General features: G+C 70.3%; 11 protein-coding genes. 6 read left to right on the forward strand and 5 right to left on the reverse strand.

Annotation, left to right across the window (positions count from 1 at the left end; genetic code table 11):
- The first annotated feature begins 209 nt into the window (after window positions 1-209).
- From ACK4IU_RS14135 to ACK4IU_RS14145, 3 genes are read left to right on the forward strand one after another with little or no spacing between them, the layout of a single operon-like run.
- Window positions 210-869: a Tim44/TimA family putative adaptor protein gene (locus ACK4IU_RS14135; RefSeq protein WP_409736309.1), complete on the forward strand. Its 660-nt coding sequence runs from the start codon at window positions 210-212 to the stop codon at window positions 867-869.
- A 10-nt stretch (window positions 870-879) separates the two neighbouring features.
- Complete coding sequence (locus ACK4IU_RS14140; protein WP_409736311.1) at window positions 880-1,917, forward strand: murein transglycosylase A; 1,038 nt, start codon at window positions 880-882, stop codon at window positions 1,915-1,917.
- Window positions 1,918-1,921: 4 nt separating this feature from the next.
- A complete protein-coding gene (locus ACK4IU_RS14145) occupies window positions 1,922-2,512 on the forward strand; it encodes a Smr/MutS family protein (protein ID WP_409736313.1) in 591 nt (196 codons plus the stop codon).
- 92 nt (window positions 2,513-2,604) lie between these two features.
- Here ACK4IU_RS14145 and ACK4IU_RS14150 read toward each other — a convergent pair whose 3' ends face one another.
- Window positions 2,605-3,696, reverse strand: a complete 1,092-nt coding sequence (locus tag ACK4IU_RS14150; protein WP_409736315.1) for an alpha/beta hydrolase — start codon at window positions 3,694-3,696, stop codon at window positions 2,605-2,607.
- A 119-nt stretch (window positions 3,697-3,815) separates the two neighbouring features.
- On the opposite strand from ACK4IU_RS14150, the gene ACK4IU_RS14155 reads away from it, so the two are divergent.
- Window positions 3,816-4,559: an SDR family NAD(P)-dependent oxidoreductase gene (locus ACK4IU_RS14155; protein WP_409736317.1), complete on the forward strand. Its 744-nt coding sequence runs from the start codon at window positions 3,816-3,818 to the stop codon at window positions 4,557-4,559.
- Here ACK4IU_RS14155 and msrA read toward each other — a convergent pair.
- Window positions 4,556-5,158 carry a peptide-methionine (S)-S-oxide reductase MsrA gene (msrA, locus tag ACK4IU_RS14160; protein WP_409736319.1) on the reverse strand — a complete coding sequence of 201 codons (603 nt, stop codon included), beginning with the start codon at window positions 5,156-5,158 and terminating at the stop codon, window positions 4,556-4,558. The two genes, ACK4IU_RS14155 and msrA, sit on opposite strands and share 4 nt — an antisense overlap.
- A gap of 197 nt (window positions 5,159-5,355) precedes the next feature.
- On the opposite strand from msrA, the gene ACK4IU_RS14165 reads away from it, so the two are divergent.
- Entirely contained in the window at window positions 5,356-7,266 is a 1,911-nt protein-coding gene (locus tag ACK4IU_RS14165) for an alpha/beta fold hydrolase (protein ID WP_409736321.1), read from the forward strand.
- Here the strand turns inward: ACK4IU_RS14165 and ACK4IU_RS14170 are convergent.
- Genes ACK4IU_RS14170 through ACK4IU_RS14180 form a run of 3 tightly spaced genes read right to left on the reverse strand, consistent with a single transcriptional unit; the run spans window position 7,263 to window position 15,183 of the window.
- Window positions 7,263-10,427 (reverse strand): AAA family ATPase, encoded by a 3,165-nt coding sequence (locus ACK4IU_RS14170; RefSeq protein ID WP_409736323.1) that lies wholly within the window; start codon window positions 10,425-10,427, stop codon window positions 7,263-7,265. The genes ACK4IU_RS14165 and ACK4IU_RS14170 overlap by 4 nt on opposite strands.
- A gap of 2 nt (window positions 10,428-10,429) precedes the next feature.
- Window positions 10,430-12,367: a trypsin-like serine peptidase gene (locus ACK4IU_RS14175; protein ID WP_409736325.1), complete on the reverse strand. Its 1,938-nt coding sequence runs from the start codon at window positions 12,365-12,367 to the stop codon at window positions 10,430-10,432.
- Window positions 12,364-15,183: a S8 family serine peptidase gene (locus ACK4IU_RS14180; protein ID WP_409736327.1), complete on the reverse strand. Its 2,820-nt coding sequence runs from the start codon at window positions 15,181-15,183 to the stop codon at window positions 12,364-12,366. Before ACK4IU_RS14180 ends, ACK4IU_RS14175 begins: the two co-directional genes overlap by 4 nt.
- Before the next feature lie 375 nt (window positions 15,184-15,558).
- On the opposite strand from ACK4IU_RS14180, the gene ACK4IU_RS14185 reads away from it, so the two are divergent.
- Entirely contained in the window at window positions 15,559-18,399 is a 2,841-nt protein-coding gene (locus ACK4IU_RS14185) for a hypothetical protein (RefSeq protein WP_409736329.1), read from the forward strand.
- Window positions 18,400-18,450 lie beyond the last annotated feature (51 nt).

An 18,450-nucleotide genomic window follows, 5' to 3' on the forward strand; every position in this document is an offset into this window, starting at 1 on the left:
CAGGGTCAGCCACAGGCCCAGCCGCGCGCCCAGGGTCACGAACAGCGCGATTTCCACCAGGGGAAGCGCCAGAATTGCCAGGATGATCGCCATCGCCACTCTCCGCCCGTCCGATCCGGTCTCGTGTGGTAGACTTCGGCGGGTGCCCACCCTACATAGGGGCAAATCGTGCCCATTCCAACGGAACACCAAAGGTTCAGAGGTCAGTTATGAACGGCTCCTTGATCCAGCTCCTGGTCCTCGCCGGGATCGCGATCTTTCTCATCCTCAAGCTCCGTTCCGTGCTGGGCACCCGCGACGGCTTTGAAAAGCCGCCGATTCCGCTCGAGGACGTGCGTCCCCGCATCCGTCGCGACTTCGAGGTGATCGAGGGCGGTCTCGACCGCGACATCATCGACCATGTCGCCGAAGGCTCGGATGCCGCCCGGGCTCTGGCCGAGATGAAGAAGGCGGAACCCGCCTTTGCCGTCGGACCGTTCCTGCAAGGCGCGCGCGGCGCCTACGAGATGATCCTCACCGCCTTCGAGAAGGGCGAGCTCGACCGCATCCGCCCCTTCCTGGCCGATGACGTCGAGGCGAGCTTCGCAGAAGCCATCGCCGCGCGCGAGGCCGAGGGCCTGACGATCGAGGCCAATTTCCTTGGCATCAAGGAACTTGCCCTGCACGACGCGACCTACAACCCCGACAGCCGGATGGCCGAGATCTCGGTCCGCTTCGCCGCAGACCAGACCTATGTCGTGCGCAACAAGGCTGGCGAGATCGTCGAGGGCTCCCCGCGCGAGGTGAAGAAGACCCGCGATATCTGGACCTTCGCGCGCCAGATGGGGTCGGACGACCCGAACTGGCAGCTTGTCGCGACCGGCGACTGACCGCTGTGCCATGTCCGCGGCCCGGTCCCTTGCTCTGGCCTTCCTCGCGGTCGTGGTCGGCCTGATGCCCGCCCGACCCGCCAAGGCCGAGCTTCTGGACTTCGACGCACTCGACGGCTGGATGGAGGACGACCATCTGGCCGCGCTCACCGCCTTTCTCGGCACCTGCGACCTGATCGACCAGCCCGACTGGAAGCCGATCTGCGCCGTTGCCGCCGACGTGCCGAAGGACGACGCATCGGCCCGCAGCTTCTTCGAGCTGTTTTTCCGCCCGGTCGTCGTGGGGCAGCCGCCCGCGCTGTTCACCGGCTATTTCGAGCCGGAACTGACCGGCTCTCCCATCCGGAGCGGCCGCTTCCAGTATCCGATCTACCGCCGCCCGCCCGAATTGCAGGACGGGGTCGCCTATCACACCCGCGCGGCGATCGAGGGTGGGGCGATCGCGGGCCGGGGGCTGGAACTGGCCTGGCTCGACGATCCGGTGGATGTCTATTTCCTTCAGGTCCAGGGCTCCGGCCGCATCCGCATGACCGACGGCACGGTGGTCCGCGTGGGCTATGCCGGCAAGAACGGCCACGCCTACCGGTCCGTCGGGCAAGAGATGGTGCGCCGCGGCACCCATTCACTCGACCAGGTCTCGGCACCCAAGATCGCAACCTATGTCCGGTCGAACCCCGCGACCGGGCGAGAGCTTCTGGACACCAACCCCTCCTACGTCTTCTTCCGCAAGATCGGAACGCTGCGCCCCGAGGACGGGCCGATCGGCGCCATGGGGCGGTCCATCACCGCGCTGCGCTCCATCGCCATCGACCCCAAGTTCACGCCCCTCGGCGCCCCGGTCTGGATCGAGAAGGACGGCCGCCGCCCGATCCGCAGCCTGATGGTGGCGCAGGACACCGGCGGCGCGATCAAGGGCATGCAGCGCGCCGACATCTTCTATGGCACCGGAAAAGGCGCAGGCGATGCCGCGGGCACGGTGAAGGACCCCGGCCGCATGGTCCTCCTCCTGCCCATCGACCGCGCCTTCGCCCTGCTGGAAGACGACTGACCCGATGGCCCGCCGCCGCCACCTCTCGCCCGAGGAAGCCGACCTCTGGCGCAGCGTCGCACGGACTGCGCGGCCGCTGCACACCGCCAGGCTGCCCCTCCCCACCGACGCAGAGCCAGCGTCGGAACCGCCGCCCGCGCTGGCTCCGGCGAAACCCCGCCTGCCGCCCTTCGCCCTCGGCGAGAAGGCCCGCAGCCCGGAACGGCACGACCTTGCCCCGACCCTGCCGCAGCTTCTTGGCCAGGCGCCCCTGCGGATGGATGCCGGCACCCACGCGAAGATGACCCGCGGCAAGCTTGCCCCCGAGGCGCGAATCGACCTGCACGGGATGACGCTGGCCGAGGCGCATCCCGAACTGATCCGCTTCGTCCTGAACGCTCATGCCGCCGGCCTGCGCCTCGTCCTCGTCATCACCGGCAAGGGCAAGCAGCGCGACGACAGCGGCCCGATCCCGCAGCGGACCGGCGCGCTCCGCCACCAGGTGCCGCACTGGCTGCACCTGCCGCCGCTCGGCCCCGTCGTGCTGCAGGTGACCGAGGCGCATCTGAAGCACGGCGGCGGCGGCGCCTATTACGTCTATCTCCGCCGCCGCTGACCGCTCGTCGATGACTTCGTCACTCCTCGCGCCACACCGACGAGGAGACGCAGTCGAACGAGGAGGCCGCGCCGCCGTCCGGCCCCGCAACCCTATTGCCCCTCGGCGATCGCCCCGACCGGCGCCAGCACGATCTCGGTCGCGTTCCTGACCGTCAGCACCAGCCCCGGCAAGAGGCCGACCCGCGCCCGGGCGTCTGCGGTGAAGGCGTCCGCGATCCCCACCAGCCCGCCGAACAGGTTCAGAAGTGCCGGGTTCTCGCCCAGGTTCAGGTGCCCGGTCCCCGTCGAATAGGCAGCCGTGTCCAGATAGATCACGTTCAGATCGGCGATCCTCGCCACGCCTTCGATGTTGCCCAACCGCTCGCCGCTGCCCGAGATCGTCGCCGAGATGTTCAGGATCCGGTCGCGCGAACTGCCGAAGATCACGAAGGGCTCGGGCAGTTTGCCGATGTCGCGCGCCTGTGACCGGAACACGTCCAGGGCCAGGTCCGGCGCGATCAGCACCACGCCCCTGATCCGCTCCAGCGCCGTCGGACCATCCTGCAACGCCTCCTGCCGCAAGGCCTCCATGGTCAGGAAGGCGCCCATGGAATGGGCGACCAGGATCACGCTCTTCGCACCCGCGGCCTCGACCTCGTCGATCAGTGCCACCAGCCCGCTGCGCGAGGCGATGACCGAGTCCCTGTCATAGACATAACCCAGCGCCGACCCGCGCGAGGGCCAGGCGAAATGCACCGCGACGCCCGGCACCTTCAGGTCGTGGTGCATCTGCGCCACCCGGTAGACGCCCTCGGCCATGGTGTTGTTGAAGCCGTGGACATAGATCACCACGTCGGTCTGCCCCCGCCGCTTCAGCGCCCCGCTCAGCGCCTCGCGGAACTCCTCCCCCGAGTCGAACCGCTGCCAGTCCAGCAGCAGGAAGTCCTTCTGCGCGTCGGGCTTGCGGCTCTTCGGCGGCCAGTTGACCTTGCCCGGCTCGCGCTCGGGCGGGATGCTGACGTCATAGCGCAGGAAACTCGCCTGCTCCGACCGCTCGAAGCCGAAGCCGTCGGGCCCCTCGGCCCGGGTCGTGCCGACGAAGATCGCCTCGGGCGTGCCGCCGGCCAGTCCTGCAGGGGCCTTCTCGAACTCTCCCCGCGCCGCGCAGCCGGCGAGGATCAGGACAATCAACAGCTTGCGCAACCTGCTCTCCCTTTACGACCGAACCTTGCCCGACCGGCCGGCGGGGTCAAGACGCGCCCGCGGGTGGACAGCGACGCCCCGCCGCCGCTAACCTCCGGGGATCACGAAAGGAACCCGAAATGAAACTTTCCGGCAAGACCGCCCTCGTCACCGGCGGCAACCGCGGCATCGGCCTCGCCACCGTCCGCGCCTTGGCCGAAGCAGGGGCCGAGGTCCATTTCACCGCCCGCAGCGCGGCCAATCTCGCCGCCGCAAGGCGCGAGTTGGGCGAGACCCCGGCCACCGGCCATCTGGCCGACATGACCGACCGGATCGCCATGGCGACGCTGCTGGAGCAGGGCTTCGACATCCTGGTGAACAACGCCGCCGTCATCGGCCCCATCGGCCGGATCCTCGATGTCTCGGCCGAGGACTGGGCGCGCAGCATCGACATCAACCTCACCTCGGCCTTCCACGCCACCCAATGCGCCCTGGCCGGAATGGTTGCACGGGGCGGGGGAACCATCGTCAACATCTCCTCCGGCGCCGCGCACCGCCCGCAGGAGGGCTGGTCGGCCTATTGCGCGGGCAAGGCGGGGCTGGCGATGCTGACCCGCTCGATCCATCTGGAATACGGGTCGCAGGGCATCCGCGTCTTCGGCTTCGCGCCTGGGGTGGTGGACACCGACATGCAGGGCGCGATCCGTGCCTCCGGCATCAACCCGGTCTCGAGGATCCCCCGCGCCGACCTCGCCCCGCCCGACCAGCCCGCCCGCGCCATCGCCTGGCTCTGCACGGCAGAGGCCGATGCGCTCGTGGGGCAGGAACTGGACATCCGCGCCCCCGAGTTCCGCGCCCTGGCAGGCCTGCCGCCGCTGGCCTAGCGCGGAAAGGCCTCGGCGCCCCACAGCTCCCTGACCCGCGCATCGCGGCCGCAGGCCTTGCGGTAGAACTTGTAGGCATTGGCCTGCGACTTCGGCCCGGCGCGGGTCAGGATGATCCTGGAGCCCTTGTAATAGTCCTGGTGGTAATCCTCGGCGCGCCAGAAGGTCCCGGCGTCGAGGACCGGAGTCACGATCTTCCGCCCCAGCGCGTCCTCGGCCCGGGCCACTTCCGCCAGCGCCGCCTGCCGCTGCTCCTTGCCTTGCACGAAGATCGCGGTGCGGTAGGCATCGCCCCGGTCGCAGAACTGCCCGCCCGGGTCCAGCACATCGACCGACCGCAGGAAGAGCGCGATCAGGTCGCCGTAAGAAATCACCTCGGGGTCGAAGGTGATCTCCACCGCCTCCAGATGCCCCTCGTGGTTGCGGTAGGTCGGGTTCGCCAGCGTGCCGCCGGTATAGCCCGACACCACGCCGCTGACGCCTTTCACCTGCTCGAAATCCGCTTCCACGCACCAGAAGCAGCCCCCGGCGACGATCGCCGTGTCGGCCTGCGCGGACCCCGCCAGACCCGCCAGCACCACCAGAACCCATCGCAGCATCGCAGCCTCCCGACCCACACGGGCAGAAGGTGATCCCGCGTCGCGCCGCACGTCCAGTCACCGATGCGTGCTTCACGGGCTGGTGAAGCCTTGCCGACCCGTGCGACCCCCCTTGGCCATTCCGGTGCGGCGGACTAGCCTGACCCCGCACTCGGCTGCCGAAACCGCCGAATCCCTGCGCCGACCGAAAGGCCCCGATGCGTCACGCCGTGCTTTTTCTGGGCCTTCTTGCCAGCCCCGCCTCTGCCGAGATGTCGCTGCGGGATGCGGTGTCCGGGCTCGACCTCTTCCCCTGCGACCTCAGCAACCTGACCTGCACCTCGCTGACGGTGCCGCTCGACCATCGCGCCAATGACCCGGACAAGACGCTGGAAATCACCTTCGCCCTGTCCTTCGCCAGCAACGAAAGCCGCGGGATCCTGTTCTACTTCGTCGGCGGTCCGGGCGGATCGGGGCTGGCCTCGACCGACAGCTACCTCGCGGCCTTCGACCCCAGCCTGGCCGAGAACATCGACATCGTCTTCGTGGACCAGCGCGGAACCGGCGCGGTGCATGGCCTGGCCTGCCCGACGGCGCAGGCGCGGTTCGACATCGCCCCGGTCTCGCTGGATGACCCCGAGGGGGTGCTGGCCACCGCCGGGCGCTTCGTCACCGACTGCACGGCCGAACTGGACCCGGACCAGCTTCTGCCGGTCGTGGACACCGATCAGGCGATCCGCGATTCCGAGGCCTTCCGCCAGGCCATCGGCGCGCCGAAGGTCTGGCTTTACGGCGAAAGCTACGGCACCCAGCTCGTGCAGGCCTATGCGACGCAGTTTCCCCAGGCGGTCCGGGGGGTCATCCTCGACGGCGTGGTCGACCTGACGCTGGACGCCGAAGGCTTCTACCGCCGCTACACCCTGGCGGCCGAGGCGCTCTTGTCCGAAACCTTCGCGCTCTGCGCTGCGCAACCGGCCTGCGCGGCCGACATTCCCGGCGGCGCGGCTACCGCCTATGACGACCTTGCCCGCCGCGCCGCCACCGCGCCGATCCCGGTGCCCTATCCGTTGGCCGACGGCACCATCGCAACGCGCCACCTGACCACGGGCTTTCTCGAAGCCAACGCCTTCTTCGCGCTCTACTCGCCCGAGGGCCGGGCCGAGTTCCTGCGCGCGCTGGCCGCTGCCGGTCGCGGCAACCTGGTGCCGATGCTCCAGCTTGGCTACCTGAACATGTACATCGACCCCGAGACCGAGATCGGCCTTCAGGATCCCGGCTGGTTCGGCGCGGCCTATTACGCGATCACCTGTTCCGACTACGGCAGCGGCGAAGGCACACCCGAGGAACGGGCCCGGCGCATCCTCGACGAGGCCCGGGCGCTCAAGCCGCAGGCGCCGCGCCTGCTGCGGGCCTATTACCTGGAGCGGGTGGCCTGCGCGCTCTGGCCGCACCAGGGACCGGACCGCCGGCCCGCCCCCTACGCCGGTGGCGACTGGCCGACGCTGGTCCTGAACGGTGACCGCGACCCGATCACGCCGGTCTCGATGGCCCGTTCCGTCCTCGATGCTGCCCGCAATGCCTATGGCGTCTTCATGGCCGGCGGATCGCATGTGATCTGGGGCCGGGGCCATGCCTGCCCGGACCGAATCGTCGAGGCGCTCCTGTACGACGGCACGTTGCCGGTGGCCCGCGAGCAGCGGTGCGAACAGGATCCGATGGCCGAATACAAACCCCTCACCCTGACCGAGCCAGCGCAGATGTCCGACGCCTTCGCGGTCGCCCGCGCGGTCGAGACCGAGCTTTTCAGCCTGATCCCGCTTTTCGGCTGGGACGGCCAGCACCCGACGACCTTCGGCTGCCCGTTCGGCGGCACAGTCTCGGCAACCCCGAACGACCGGGGCACGGACTACCAATTCTCCGACTGCCGCTTCTGGTCCGGGCTTGCGGTCGAGGGCAGCGGGACCGATGACACCCTGCCAGAGACGGAAGATGTCCTGCTGCTGGAGATCGCCGTCACGGGCGCGCAGCAGGGGCAGCTGACCTACCGTCACGACCGCTTTGCGCAGGCCTACAGCCTGTCGGGCCTCTGGAACGGCCAGCCGGCCGCCCTGCCGCACGACGGGCCCTAACCGCCGGTCAGGCCCGCCTCGGCGGCCCGGCGATAGTGGTTGACGGTGGCCTCGATCAGCGCCGAAAGACGCCCGCACCCGGCCGGCGCCCCCGCCTGCCGGGCGAGCGCGGCCGCCAGGTCCGGCAAGCGCCCGCAGCGGTCCGCCGTGTCGATCAGCGAGGCGACCAGCGTCGGGCTGTAGGGCGCTTCGGCAAAGACCTCGGGCATAAGCTCCCCCGGCCACCACGGCACGAACCGCGCCAGCGCGGCGACAGCCTCCTGCACCAGGACCGGGGCAAGATCGTCACCGCCCAGGATCACTCGGAACGCGCCGTGGAACTCGGGCAGGCGCCCCGGCATGGTCGCCGGCAGCCTCCCGAACAGCGGCAGCCTCTCCTTCACGGTGAAATCCTCGCGGTAAAGCATGGCATCGACCGCGTTGTGATCGCGGATGGACACCCGCGACGGGGCCTCGAAGAAGGGAACGAACACCTTCAGCAGCTCCTCCCGCCGCAGGGCATCGGGAACCGTTCTCTCGGCCCAGTCGCGGAACTCGCCGGCCACGAAATTCATCACCTCGGGCGCCAGATAGGCCAGTGCGATACCCTTGATCGCCGCATCCTCGGGCAAGGGGCCGGCAAGTCGCAGGCTGCGCCAGGCAAAGGGGCTGTGCGACAGCCGCGCCATGGCCCGCACGCCCTGCCACAGGGTCTCGCCCATTTCCGCCGATGCAACGCTGCCGGCCAGCGACAGGACCAGCACCAGGGCCAGTCGCGCCGGCCAGAGCTGCCCCGATTGCTCGGCGGCATTGGCAAAGACCCACCGCAGCCTTTCACGACGCTCGGGATCCTCCAGCCAGTCCCGCACCGCCGCACGCAGACCCGCTGCCGGATCGGGGCCAAGGTCCGGGGCATGGCAGGCCGTCGCCGCCTGCAAAGCCGCGACCGACAGGCCCTGCAAATCCTCGGCCGTCATCTCGCCTTGCGGCGACAGCGGCGCGGCCGTGCCGGGGATCGCATCCAGCAGCAGTCGCGCCAGGCGCGGCGCCTCGCCCGCCACCAGCGCCAGGTTCAGCTCGGCAAAGCGCAGCGACACCTGCTCGGCGGACATCGCCGTATCGTCCGGCGGTTCGGCCCCGACCGCCTCCTCGATCGCGGCGCGTTCCTGGCCTTCCGACATCTGCACCTTCTGCCGCCGGTCGCGCGCGCCGCGCTGCACGGCCCCCCGGGCCAGGGTTTCGACGGCCTTGCGGCTGACCACCCGTCCCCGGGCATCGCGGAACCGGTCGCGCGCGAAATCCAGGTCATCCACGAATACGCCCAGGTGATCGGCCAGCCGCCGCAGCAGATCGGGCTCGCGCGGCAGGCTGGCCGGGTCGGCAAGGGCGCGGTAGTAGACCGCGTCCAGATCCGCCCCCGGCTCGCCAAGCGCGGCCCTCGCCTCGAACCAGGCCGCCGCCGCCCCGGCCACCGCCTTCGCCCTCGGATCCTGAAGGATCTGCGGCAGCATCCTCCGGCGCAGGTCGGGCAGATGCTCGACCCGGTCCGGCGCACCCGAGACCGGCCGCACCAGCCAGACCATCTCGGCCAGCTTGTCGAACAGCGCCTTGGCCTCGACCCCGGTCAGATCCACCTTCAACCCGCAGGGGCCGGCCAGCACCTCGCGGATCAGCTCGGGCGTCACCTCGCGCAGCACCAGTCCCGGGCTTGCCACGGCCTGCAACTCCCGCGTCGGCAGCCGGTCCAGGATGCGCGAGAACAGGAAGGCCTGCCGCAACTCGCCGTCCAGCCGGCCCCGCGCCTCGGACGGCCCGTCCTGCACGAGAGCGGTCAGCTCCGCCTCCACGTCGCGCCCCTCCCGGCCCAGGCTTTCGGCAAAGCGCGCGATCATCATCAGCGTCAGCGGGTCCGACCCGAAGACCTCGACCAGCCGTGGCACCAGGTCGATGCCCTCGACCGAGCGGGACCGGAACTGGTCCCGCAGCAGCGCCCGCCCGGCCTGGGTTCCCAGATCGCCCAGCGGCAGCACACCCTGCACCGCCAGCCCCGGCAGATGGGCCGGCGGGATGGTGCCGGCCTCGCGCCCCGACAGGATGACTCTGGGCACCAGCCGCTGGCGGCCGACCAGCGCGATCCAGTCGGCGATCAGCCCGACCCGGTATTCGCCCACGATCAGCGCCTCCTCGAAGGTGTCGAAGATCAGCACCAGCCGGATCGGAGCGTCGCCGCCCTCTTCCGTCAGGATCTCGTTCAGCGCCGTCAGGCTGGCCACGACAGCACTCGCCTCGCGGCCGGGATCGACAGTCTCGCTGCCCGCCGCCACACCGCCGCGCAGGGTCTGCCGGATCGCCGACAGTCTTTCATCCAGATCCGCCCGCTGTTCGCCCACCTGGCGCAGGAGTTCCTGGGTCAGCGCAACCCGGTGCCCTGCGCGCAGGGCGGGCTGGTCCAGGTCGAACACCACCCGCAGGATGGACCGGTCTCGCCCAAGACGCCGCCGCAGGGCTTCGAGCAGCGCTGACTTCCCGCTGCCGCCCAGCCCGGACAGGATCACCGTGGGCGGCGCGCTGCTTGCGGTGGCGACAGGTGCGTCCGGCAGGACCAGCGGAGGGATGCGGATCCGCCCCGTGGCGGCGAAATCCGCAAGCGCCGACAGCTCGGCCCTGCGGCCCCGCAACTTCCAGCCCAGGATCTGCCGGCTGGCTGCAAGCTTGTCGGACTGCACGGCAAGGCGCGCCAAGCGCCGCGCGAGATCAGGGTCGGCGGCCCAGCCCTCAAGCTCGACCTTCGCGTTCCGCAAAAGCTCCAGCGCCTGCAAGAGGCTCAACAGCGCGGGCAGATCCTCTTCCTTCGGCCGGATCCGGCGCGGCCGGGCAATGGCCGGCGCGGCCCGCCCGCCAGCAAGCAGAAGCCGCAGCGAACGGGCCAGGGCATCGTCTCCGGCCTCGGGCAGGCCCGCCAGCAGCGCCCGCCGCGCCGCGCCCGCGGGCAACCGCGCCAGGCCGTCGCGCTGCGCGTCCGGGGTCAGCCGCCACAGCCAGGTCTCGCCAACCTGCACCTCGGTGGAAACCGCCGCCAGCGCCTGCAACCGCGCTGCTCCGTCCTCGGGCGTAGGGCCAAGCAGCACGCGCGGGTCGTAGGCGCCGATCAGCGCGGCGCGGGTCAGGTCGATGTCGGCCATGGCTACCATTCCTCGACCGCCTTCAGATAGACATGCGCGAGATAGCCCGACAGAAGCGCCAGCAGCGACCGCCCGCCGCCTTGCCGCGCCAGTTCCTCGGCCGCGCCCAGCACCAGCCGGGCATGGCGGCGCGACTCTCCGACGGCCGGAGCCTTGCCCGCCGCGACGGTCAGCCCGTCCAGGCAGTCCTCAAGCTCCTGCGCCGCGATCCGCGCCGGGTCGGGGACCGGGTCGAAGCCGATCAGCCGGGCCTCAACCCCGACCAGCGTATCGGTCAGACCGATCAGCACCACGCGCAGGGCCTCGCGCAGTTCGCCATCGCTGTAGATCTGGTCCAGGAGCATCCGCGCGCCGATCCCGGGCAGGCGGGCCACGTCCAGCTCGTCGATCACCAGCCACAGCGTGCGCGGCTGCGCCGGATTGCCGCGGGCCAGGTCCAGCAATTCCCGCTTCAGCACGGCGAAGATTCCGGCCACGGTCGCCGCCGCCGTGGTCAGGCCGCCCTGCGCGGACAACACCGCGTCGATCCTGCCCGCAGGCACGCCCGCCCGGGCCAGGATCAGCCGCGCCAGGTCCATCGCCTTTGCAGGCAGCTCGCCCGCGGACAGCTCGATGATCGTCCGGGCCTCGATCGGGACCGAGTCGCGCAGAAGCACCGTCGAGAAGCTCTTCCCGCTGTCTTTCGGCCCCTGCACGATCAGGATCGCCGGATCCGGCCCCAGCTGCATGCGCCGCAGGGTGTCCTGCGTGCTGGCCCTCCCCACCACCGCACGCGAGCCGTCCGCCAGCCGCGACAGCCGGTCGTTGCGCCGCTGCGGGTCGCCCAGCCGTGCATCGCCCAGGTCGGGCCGCGCGGCATGGATCGCCGACAGGCGGACGGCCAGATTGTGCAGCGTGCGCTCGCGGCCCAGCGCGTCGCGTGCCGTGACCTTGGCCCGATGCAGCGCGATCGGACGCAGGCGGTTGTCCAGGCACAGGCCGCCCGACGAGCCGCCGGCCGTCCAGACCCGGTGGCGCAGGTGGTTCGGGTCGTCGGGGTCCACCACGGTGCCAGGGGCGAAGCCTGCGCGTTGCGGGACGGCGGCGGGATGCTGGAAGACAAAGAAATTGTCCGTCGCATGGTCCAGCGCGCCGGTTTGCGCCAGGTCGTACCAGCCGCGCTCGCGCCCCGGGGCGCCGCGCAGCCGGATCGCGCAATAGTCGAGGAACGTGCCGTCCGGGCTGGCCGCCTGCGGGGCCGCGTCGCCCGGAGCCTTCCGCGCGGGGCTGAAGGCGACGAGCCAGTCCTCGGGCACCGGGTAAAGCCGGCCATCGCCGGTGCCCAGCGTTTCGAACCGGCAGGACAGGCGCGCGGCGGCGTTGTCGCGCAGGCGGCCGGTCGCCGGATCGATCAGCGGCGCGACCACATGCAAGCAGGTCAGCACCGTATGCGGCCCGATCAGGAACCCCGTGCCCTGGCTTGCCGTGCCCGCCCCCTGCGCATCGGCGACCCGGACCAGGCACAGCCGCCGCGCGGCCAGGTTGAAGGCGGCAAGCAGGTCGGCCATGCCCAGCGCGGGCGACATGGCCTGCGCGAAATCCTGCACCCCGATCCCGCTGCCATCGGCGTTCTGCGGCAGGACCTGGACGCTGCCGCCCACCGCCTCGGCCTCGGCCATGGCCGCCGGCAGGTCGATCATCCCCAGCGCGGAAAGCTCGGCCAGGAGGGTCCCGTGCCAGGGCGGATCCCGGCTGGCCGCGGCCAGGATCACCGCCGCAAAGGCCGGGACGGGCTGGTGGAGACCCAGCGCCACGGTCTTGAAATCCGGCAGGTCGCGCGACACCCGCGCAGCGATCTCGTCATGGACGGCGGCCACCGCCAGCCGGCTGCCCGTGATCCCGCGCGCCAGGGCCTCGGCCTGCGCCGGGGTCAGCGCCGGGCTCGGGGCGGGCCCGGTCACGGCAGCAGGGCGGCGACGCCGGGAGTTCCGGCCCGGACCAGCGCCAGGTCATGCGCATGGTTGGCGCGCAGCCAGTCGCCCGCGAAATGCAGACCCACCGCCGGCAGATCACCGCTCAGCTGGGCGACGACCGACCCCGAATTGCCGCCCAGGGTCGTCGCGTCGTGGTCGAACACCGTGGCCCGCGCCGCCTGCGCCCGCGCCGCCCCAGCCAGTCCGGGGCTGAAATACTTGCGCCGGTAGTTCAGTCCGTAAAGTTCGCGCAACCGCTCGATCACGTCGTGGCGCAGCGCGCCGCGCTCGTCCCGCGGGACCGAGGCCGGCGGCGCCGGGAACCCCACCACGAACAGGTTCGCATCCGCCCCGCGCCAGGCCGGGTCCGCGTTCACCCGGAACGGCTTCGGCAGCGCCATGCCGGCGCCGTTCACCGGCTGGACCCGCAGGATCGCCATGTCCAGCTTGTCGAAACTGATCGGCAGGCGGTGAATCTGCCGTGGGCCGGCAAAGGCCACCTCCTCGATGGCGAAGCGTTGCGCCGGATCGTTGCCCGAGGGCGAAAAGTCGATCGTCGCCGCCCGCACCATCTGCCAGCGCCGCGGGTTGTCGGCGCGCGGCAGGGGGGCGGCGAATTCCTCCAGCACATGCCGGTTGGTCATCACCAGCCCCGGCCCGACCACGAAGCCGGTGCCCAGATGGATGCCGTCGCCGTCGACCCGCCCCACCGCCTGCAAGGGCCCCGCCTCCAGGTCCGGCCGCGCGAGGACCAGAAGCGCCGCGAACTGCCCCAATTCGGGGTCGTCGGTGTCGATGCTCTGCACCTGCCGCCCCTCCGGCGTGGTGCGCCAGGTGACCGGCAAGGCCGGGCGGTCGGTCAGCGAGACCAGCGCCTCCAGCTCGATCAGCGTCGTCTCGTCCAGCCGGGCCGAGGTGCCCTCGGCATGCAGCCGCGCAAGCCCCGCGTCCAGCCGGTCCAGATCCACCGTCTGCTTGCCCTTCTCCAGCCGCCGGGTCAGCGGCTTCAGCAGCTCGCGCCGCCCCGGCGCGTCCAGCCGCGCCTGCCCGTCCTTCGGGTCCACCGAGGCCGCGGCCTCCGGGGTGATCCCCGGCGTTGCGGCCGCGCCCAGGCTTCTCAGCACCCCGGCCAGCCGGCCGGCATCTACCGGGGCGGGAACCAGGATCGCGGGCGCCGGCGGCCGCCCGCGCAGCGCCAGTTGCGCCAGGCGCGGGTCGCGGCTTGCCGCAGCCGCATCGGTCAGCCCGGACGATGCCTGCCGGAACGCCCGCACCTCGCGCCCGGCGCCCCGCGGACTGCGCCCGGCCCGCGCATCGGCCAGCACGAGCGCCGCGACCTCCGGCCCATGCGCATCCCAGTCGAAGTCGGGATCCAGCCGCCCCGGCCCGAACATCCGCGTCAGCGCGGGCTCGATCCCGCCGCTGGGGTCCTGGAAGGCCGATTCCGGCGCCGCCGACGCGATCGAGGGCAAGGCCAGAGACAACAGCGCCTCCGCATTGATGACCCCCGCGCCAAGACCCGAGGGGAACCCGACCGGCTTCCGCGCCGTCTGCTGCACCGCCGTCCGGAACAGCGCCTGCACGCTGACGCCCCGCACATTGGCCTCGGCGATCACCTTCGCCCGGCCGTGATGCCCCAACCACAGCGCCGCAATGCCTGCCGTCAGCGCCGTGGCGAACGAGGTGCCCTGCCCGCCCGCGATCCCGTCCTTCGGCGCGTCGGGCTTCTGCCGGTCGGCCCGCCAGACGAACTCGGCCGGGGCGGCGAAATCCACCGCCGGACCATGCGACGAGCCCTTCCAGCGCCTGTCGCGGATGTTCGTGCCGCCGACCGCGATCATCTCGGGATAGGCGGCCGGCCAGACCACCAGCCCGACGCAGTTGCCCGCCGCCGCAACCAGGATCACGTTCTGCCGCACCGCCCGCCGGATCGCCTGCCGCAGGGCAAAGGACGGGATGCCGCCGAGGCTCATCGAGATCACATGCGCGCCGACGCTTACCGCATGGTCGATCGCCTTCGCCACCGGCGCCGCGTTGAAGATCTTGACATCGTTGATTGCGCGGATCGGCACCAGCGTCGCCCTCGGCGCAGCCCCCTTCATCCGCCCGCCCTCGCCCGAGGCCAGCACCGACCCGGTGCCGGTGCCATGCCCCGGGTTCGACATCGAGGCCGCCAGCGGATCGGTCGGCTGACTGCCGCCCTCGATCAGGTTCAGCGACTTGCCGAAATCGAAGGTGGTGTCCGCGAACTCGGCATGGTCGGCGACGCCGGTGTCTGGCTGTGCCACGATGATCCCCTTGCCCTTGCCCGGCGACATCGCCCAGGCCTGGACGACCCGGGTCTTTTCCAGCGCCCAGGTCTTCGGTTCCGGCGGGGTGCCCTTCTCCCAGCAGATGGCATCCATCACCACGCCTTCGGTGCCGGCGGGCGTCTCGGGCACCGGCTCTACATAGGCGGTGGCGCCGAGGTCGGGGTCGCAGGCGACAAGCCCGAGCTCGCCGCGCAGTTCGGCCGCGATGCCGAACAGCGCATCCTCGGGCAGGGTGCGGTCCAGGCCGAAGGGAGCGAAGGTGAAGGTGACGGGCTCGTCCGGCTCGGGCGCGTCGAACAGGGGCTCCAGCGCGAAGCGGTCCGATCCCAGCAGCGCCGCAAGCCTTGCCCGCAGCGCCGCCGCATCCGCGCCGCCCGCCGGCACGGTCAGCGCGAACCGCAGCCGGTCGGGGTCATAGATGGAGCGCGTATCCTCTTGCGCGGCGTCCTGCATCAGGCTGCGCAGGGCGGGCAAACCATAAAGCTGCGGCATGAGGCCACCTCCAGGATGCAATGTTCAGACACCGGATCACGACCAGGCCGCCACGCGGCGAAGATGTGGGCGAGGGGTTGCCCGAAAGGCCTGACGTGCAGCGGCCGCAAAACTGTAAAACGATCAACAATTCTTAAGATACTAGCGGATTTGTGCTGAAGATAGCGTGAATAATCCGTCAGGTTCCGCTTCAGGTTGATTCAGGCTTTGGCCGACTCGGGCAATTGCGCTAGGCTTTTCGCATGGCGCCACATTGATTTCGGCGCCTGTTCCAGGAAAGCAAAGTCCCTTTTCTTCCAACCGGATTTCACCGGCAGCACGCCCATTCATTAAGGCCCGCCCAGGCGGACCTCCCCAGTCCAGGAAGGATAAACGATGGCCGAGACCGTTGTTCGCAACGAGTATGGCGAAGTCGTTTTCGTTCAGGCCCCCGAGGCCTCGACACTCGAAAGCGCCACCACTCTGTCCACGCCGCAGCTTGCGGCGGAGCACTACATGAAATCCCTGCAAGACACGCTTGGCCTTGCAGGAACCCGGCTGGCCGGAGACCCCACGCTGGAAGGCGCGGGCGACACGCCGGTGGCCGAATTCCAGTCGGAACGGGACGTCGCCGGCACCAAGGTCGTCGTCTATCAGCAAAGGGTCATGGGGCTCGACGTGTTCGGGGCCCGCCTCGGGATGCAGATGGACGGCGAAAGTCTGGCGCTGGAATCGGTCCAGTCCTCGATGCACGCCGAGATCGAGGTTGAGAACCCCGCGGCACTTGCCCCGGCCGGCACCCGCAAGCTCGGCCGCGCCGCGCTGGTCAAGCTTCTGGGCATCGAACTTCCCGACATGGACAATGCCCGGATCGAGCGTCAGGTCGTCCTGCGCTACGAACCCGATCAGCGCGAAGAGACCCATGACCACGAAGGCTGCATCGGCGGGCCGGGGGTGGACCTGCCGCGCCTGCCCGCGCCCAAGTTGAAGGGTCTGGCCAAGGGCAAGCACTACATCTGCGACGAGGTGCTGTTCCAGGCGGCGATGGGCAAGGGGCAGGCGCCTGTCAACTGGCGCGCTCTGGTCGAGCCGAAAAGCGGCGATGTCCTCTATCTGCGGGCGCTGGTGGCCTGCGCGACCGGCCTTGTCTTCGACCGCGATCCGCAGACCCAGACCGGGGCCAATGTCTCGGCCGCCTCGTCGAACGCGGTGCTGAACCCGTTCCGCAGCTCGCACACCATGGCCGGGCTGATCCCGGCGGTGCCGCAGCCCCTGTCGGGGAACTATGTCCGCATCGCCGAGACCCAGGCCCCGGTGCAGACCGCGCCCACGGTTCCGAACATCAACGGCGCCTTCAACTACGACGCCCAGACCGAGGAATTCACCGCGACCAACTGCTATCACCACTGCGACCGACTGTTCCGCACGATGGAGGACTACGGCTTCAACGTCGCCTCCTATTTCAACGGCACGACCTTCCCGGTGCCCTGCGACTTCCGCGCGCTGGGTGACGCGGTCAACGCCCAGGCCCCCGGCAACGCGATGGGCAACGGACTGCTTGAGTTGCGCTTCGGCAAGATGATCCCCGGACAGACCATCGGGATTGCCACCGACAACCGGGTGGTCTGGCACGAATTCGGCCACGCGCTCCTGTGGGACAACGTGAACAGCCCGAACTTCGGCTTCGCCCATTCGGCGGGCGACGCGCTGGGGGCGGTGCTGAACGACCCCGGCTCGCAGGCCGCAGACCGGTTCATGACCTTCCCCTGGACCGCGGCGGGCCTCAACATCGACCGCCGCCACGACCGCGCCATCGCCGACGGCTGGGCCTGGTTCGGCCCGCGCTGGAACACCCAGTATGGCGGCGAGCAGGTGCTTTCCACCACGCTCTTCCGCTTCTACCGCGCCATCGGCGGCGATTCCCCGCACCTGGCGACCCAGCGCCGCGCGGCCCAGGTCACGGCCTATCTTATCTTCAAGGCCATCGGTCTGATGACCGCCACCACGGCGATCCCGGAAGTCTTCGTGGGCCATCTCCAGACCGCCGACAGGACCACGCCCTCGTTCAAGGGCATCCCCGGCGGGGCACTGCACAAGGTGATCCGCTGGGCCTTCGAGAAGCAGGGACTGTTCCAGCCCGGCGCCGCTCCCGGCCAGCCGCAGACGGTGAACCGCGAAGGCAACCCGCCGGACGTGGATGTCTACATCGACGACGGACGGGGCGGGGAATACACCTACCTCGCGAACCACTGGTCCTGCCAGGACATGTGGTGCCGGCGCCGCCCCGACGGCGGGCTCACGCACCAGAACCCGCTCGTGGGTTTCAAGAGCTATATGTACGTCCGGGTGAAGAACCGCGGGATGCAACCGGCGCAGAACGTGCGGGTGGATGCCTACCACGCGCTGCCCGGCTCGGGCCTCGCCTTCCCCGACGACTGGGCGCCGATGGACACGCCCACGCTGTCCGCCCCAGGTCCGCTCGCGCCAGGGGCGAGCGTGATCCTCGGGCCCTTCCGCTTTGTCCCGACCGTGGTCGGCCACGAATGCCTCATGGCCATCGCCCATGCCACCGGCGACCCCGGCAACGACACCACGATCCAGGGCACCATCCCCGAACACCGCTTCGTGCCCTTCGACAACAACATCGGCCAGCGCAACATTTCTCCGGTCCGGCCGACGATCCTCGACATCATCAAGCTGTTCCGCAAGCACCTCATCTGGATCCGCAACCCGTTCAGGAAGCCCGTGGTGGCCAAGGTCGAGGTGACGCTGCCCAGGTTCCTGCAAAAGCTGGGCTGGCGCATCGCCATCCGCTCGGCCGGCGGCGCGAAGTTCGAGCTTGGCCCGCGCGAAAGCCGCAAGGTCATGCTGGTCCTGACCCGCGGCAAGGATTTCGACGCCGATCTCCTCAGGCAGTCGATCGACCGCAAGGATGACGAGATCCGGATCAGCACCTTCCTCGACGGCGAGTTGTCGGGCGGCATGACCTACAAGCTCGACTTCCGCACGGCCAGGGACGACGACCCCGGAGAGCCCGACGACGACGACGACGATCCGCCGAAGGACGGCCCGCCGAACGGCCCGCAGGACTGGCCGCCGAAGCTCCCCGACCGTCCGGTCCGCACCCGGCGCCCGACGATGGAAGAGATCCTGAAGATCCTTCGCGGAGAGGAGATCGACGGCGGCACGCGCGGCATCCGCACCATGCGGCTGGAAATCGACTTCGACGGCGACTGAACCGCCGGACCGGGCCGGGGCCGCAAGGCTCCGGCCCGTCGCAGCGCGACC

This window comes from Tabrizicola flagellatus (genome assembly GCF_046295235.1).
In the GTDB taxonomy this organism is placed as follows: domain Bacteria; phylum Pseudomonadota; class Alphaproteobacteria; order Rhodobacterales; family Rhodobacteraceae; genus Tabrizicola; species Tabrizicola flagellata_A.

What these genes read in the sequence shown, in the direction of transcription:
- ACK4IU_RS14170 (WP_409736323.1), bottom strand. Translation starts at nt 10,427, where the DNA reads ATGGCCGACATCGACCTGACCCGCGCCGCGCTGATCGGCGCCTACGAC.
- ACK4IU_RS14135 (WP_409736309.1), top strand. Translation starts at nt 210, where the DNA reads ATGAACGGCTCCTTGATCCAGCTCCTGGTCCTCGCCGGGATCGCGATC.
- ACK4IU_RS14145 (WP_409736313.1), top strand. Translation starts at nt 1,922, where the DNA reads ATGGCCCGCCGCCGCCACCTCTCGCCCGAGGAAGCCGACCTCTGGCGC.
- ACK4IU_RS14165 (WP_409736321.1), top strand. Translation starts at nt 5,356, where the DNA reads ATGCGTCACGCCGTGCTTTTTCTGGGCCTTCTTGCCAGCCCCGCCTCT.
- ACK4IU_RS14140 (WP_409736311.1), top strand. Translation starts at nt 880, where the DNA reads ATGTCCGCGGCCCGGTCCCTTGCTCTGGCCTTCCTCGCGGTCGTGGTC.
- msrA (WP_409736319.1), bottom strand. Translation starts at nt 5,158, where the DNA reads ATGCTGCGATGGGTTCTGGTGGTGCTGGCGGGTCTGGCGGGGTCCGCG.
- ACK4IU_RS14185 (WP_409736329.1), top strand. Translation starts at nt 15,559, where the DNA reads ATGGCCGAGACCGTTGTTCGCAACGAGTATGGCGAAGTCGTTTTCGTT.
- ACK4IU_RS14155 (WP_409736317.1), top strand. Translation starts at nt 3,816, where the DNA reads ATGAAACTTTCCGGCAAGACCGCCCTCGTCACCGGCGGCAACCGCGGC.
- ACK4IU_RS14180 (WP_409736327.1), bottom strand. Translation starts at nt 15,183, where the DNA reads ATGCCGCAGCTTTATGGTTTGCCCGCCCTGCGCAGCCTGATGCAGGAC.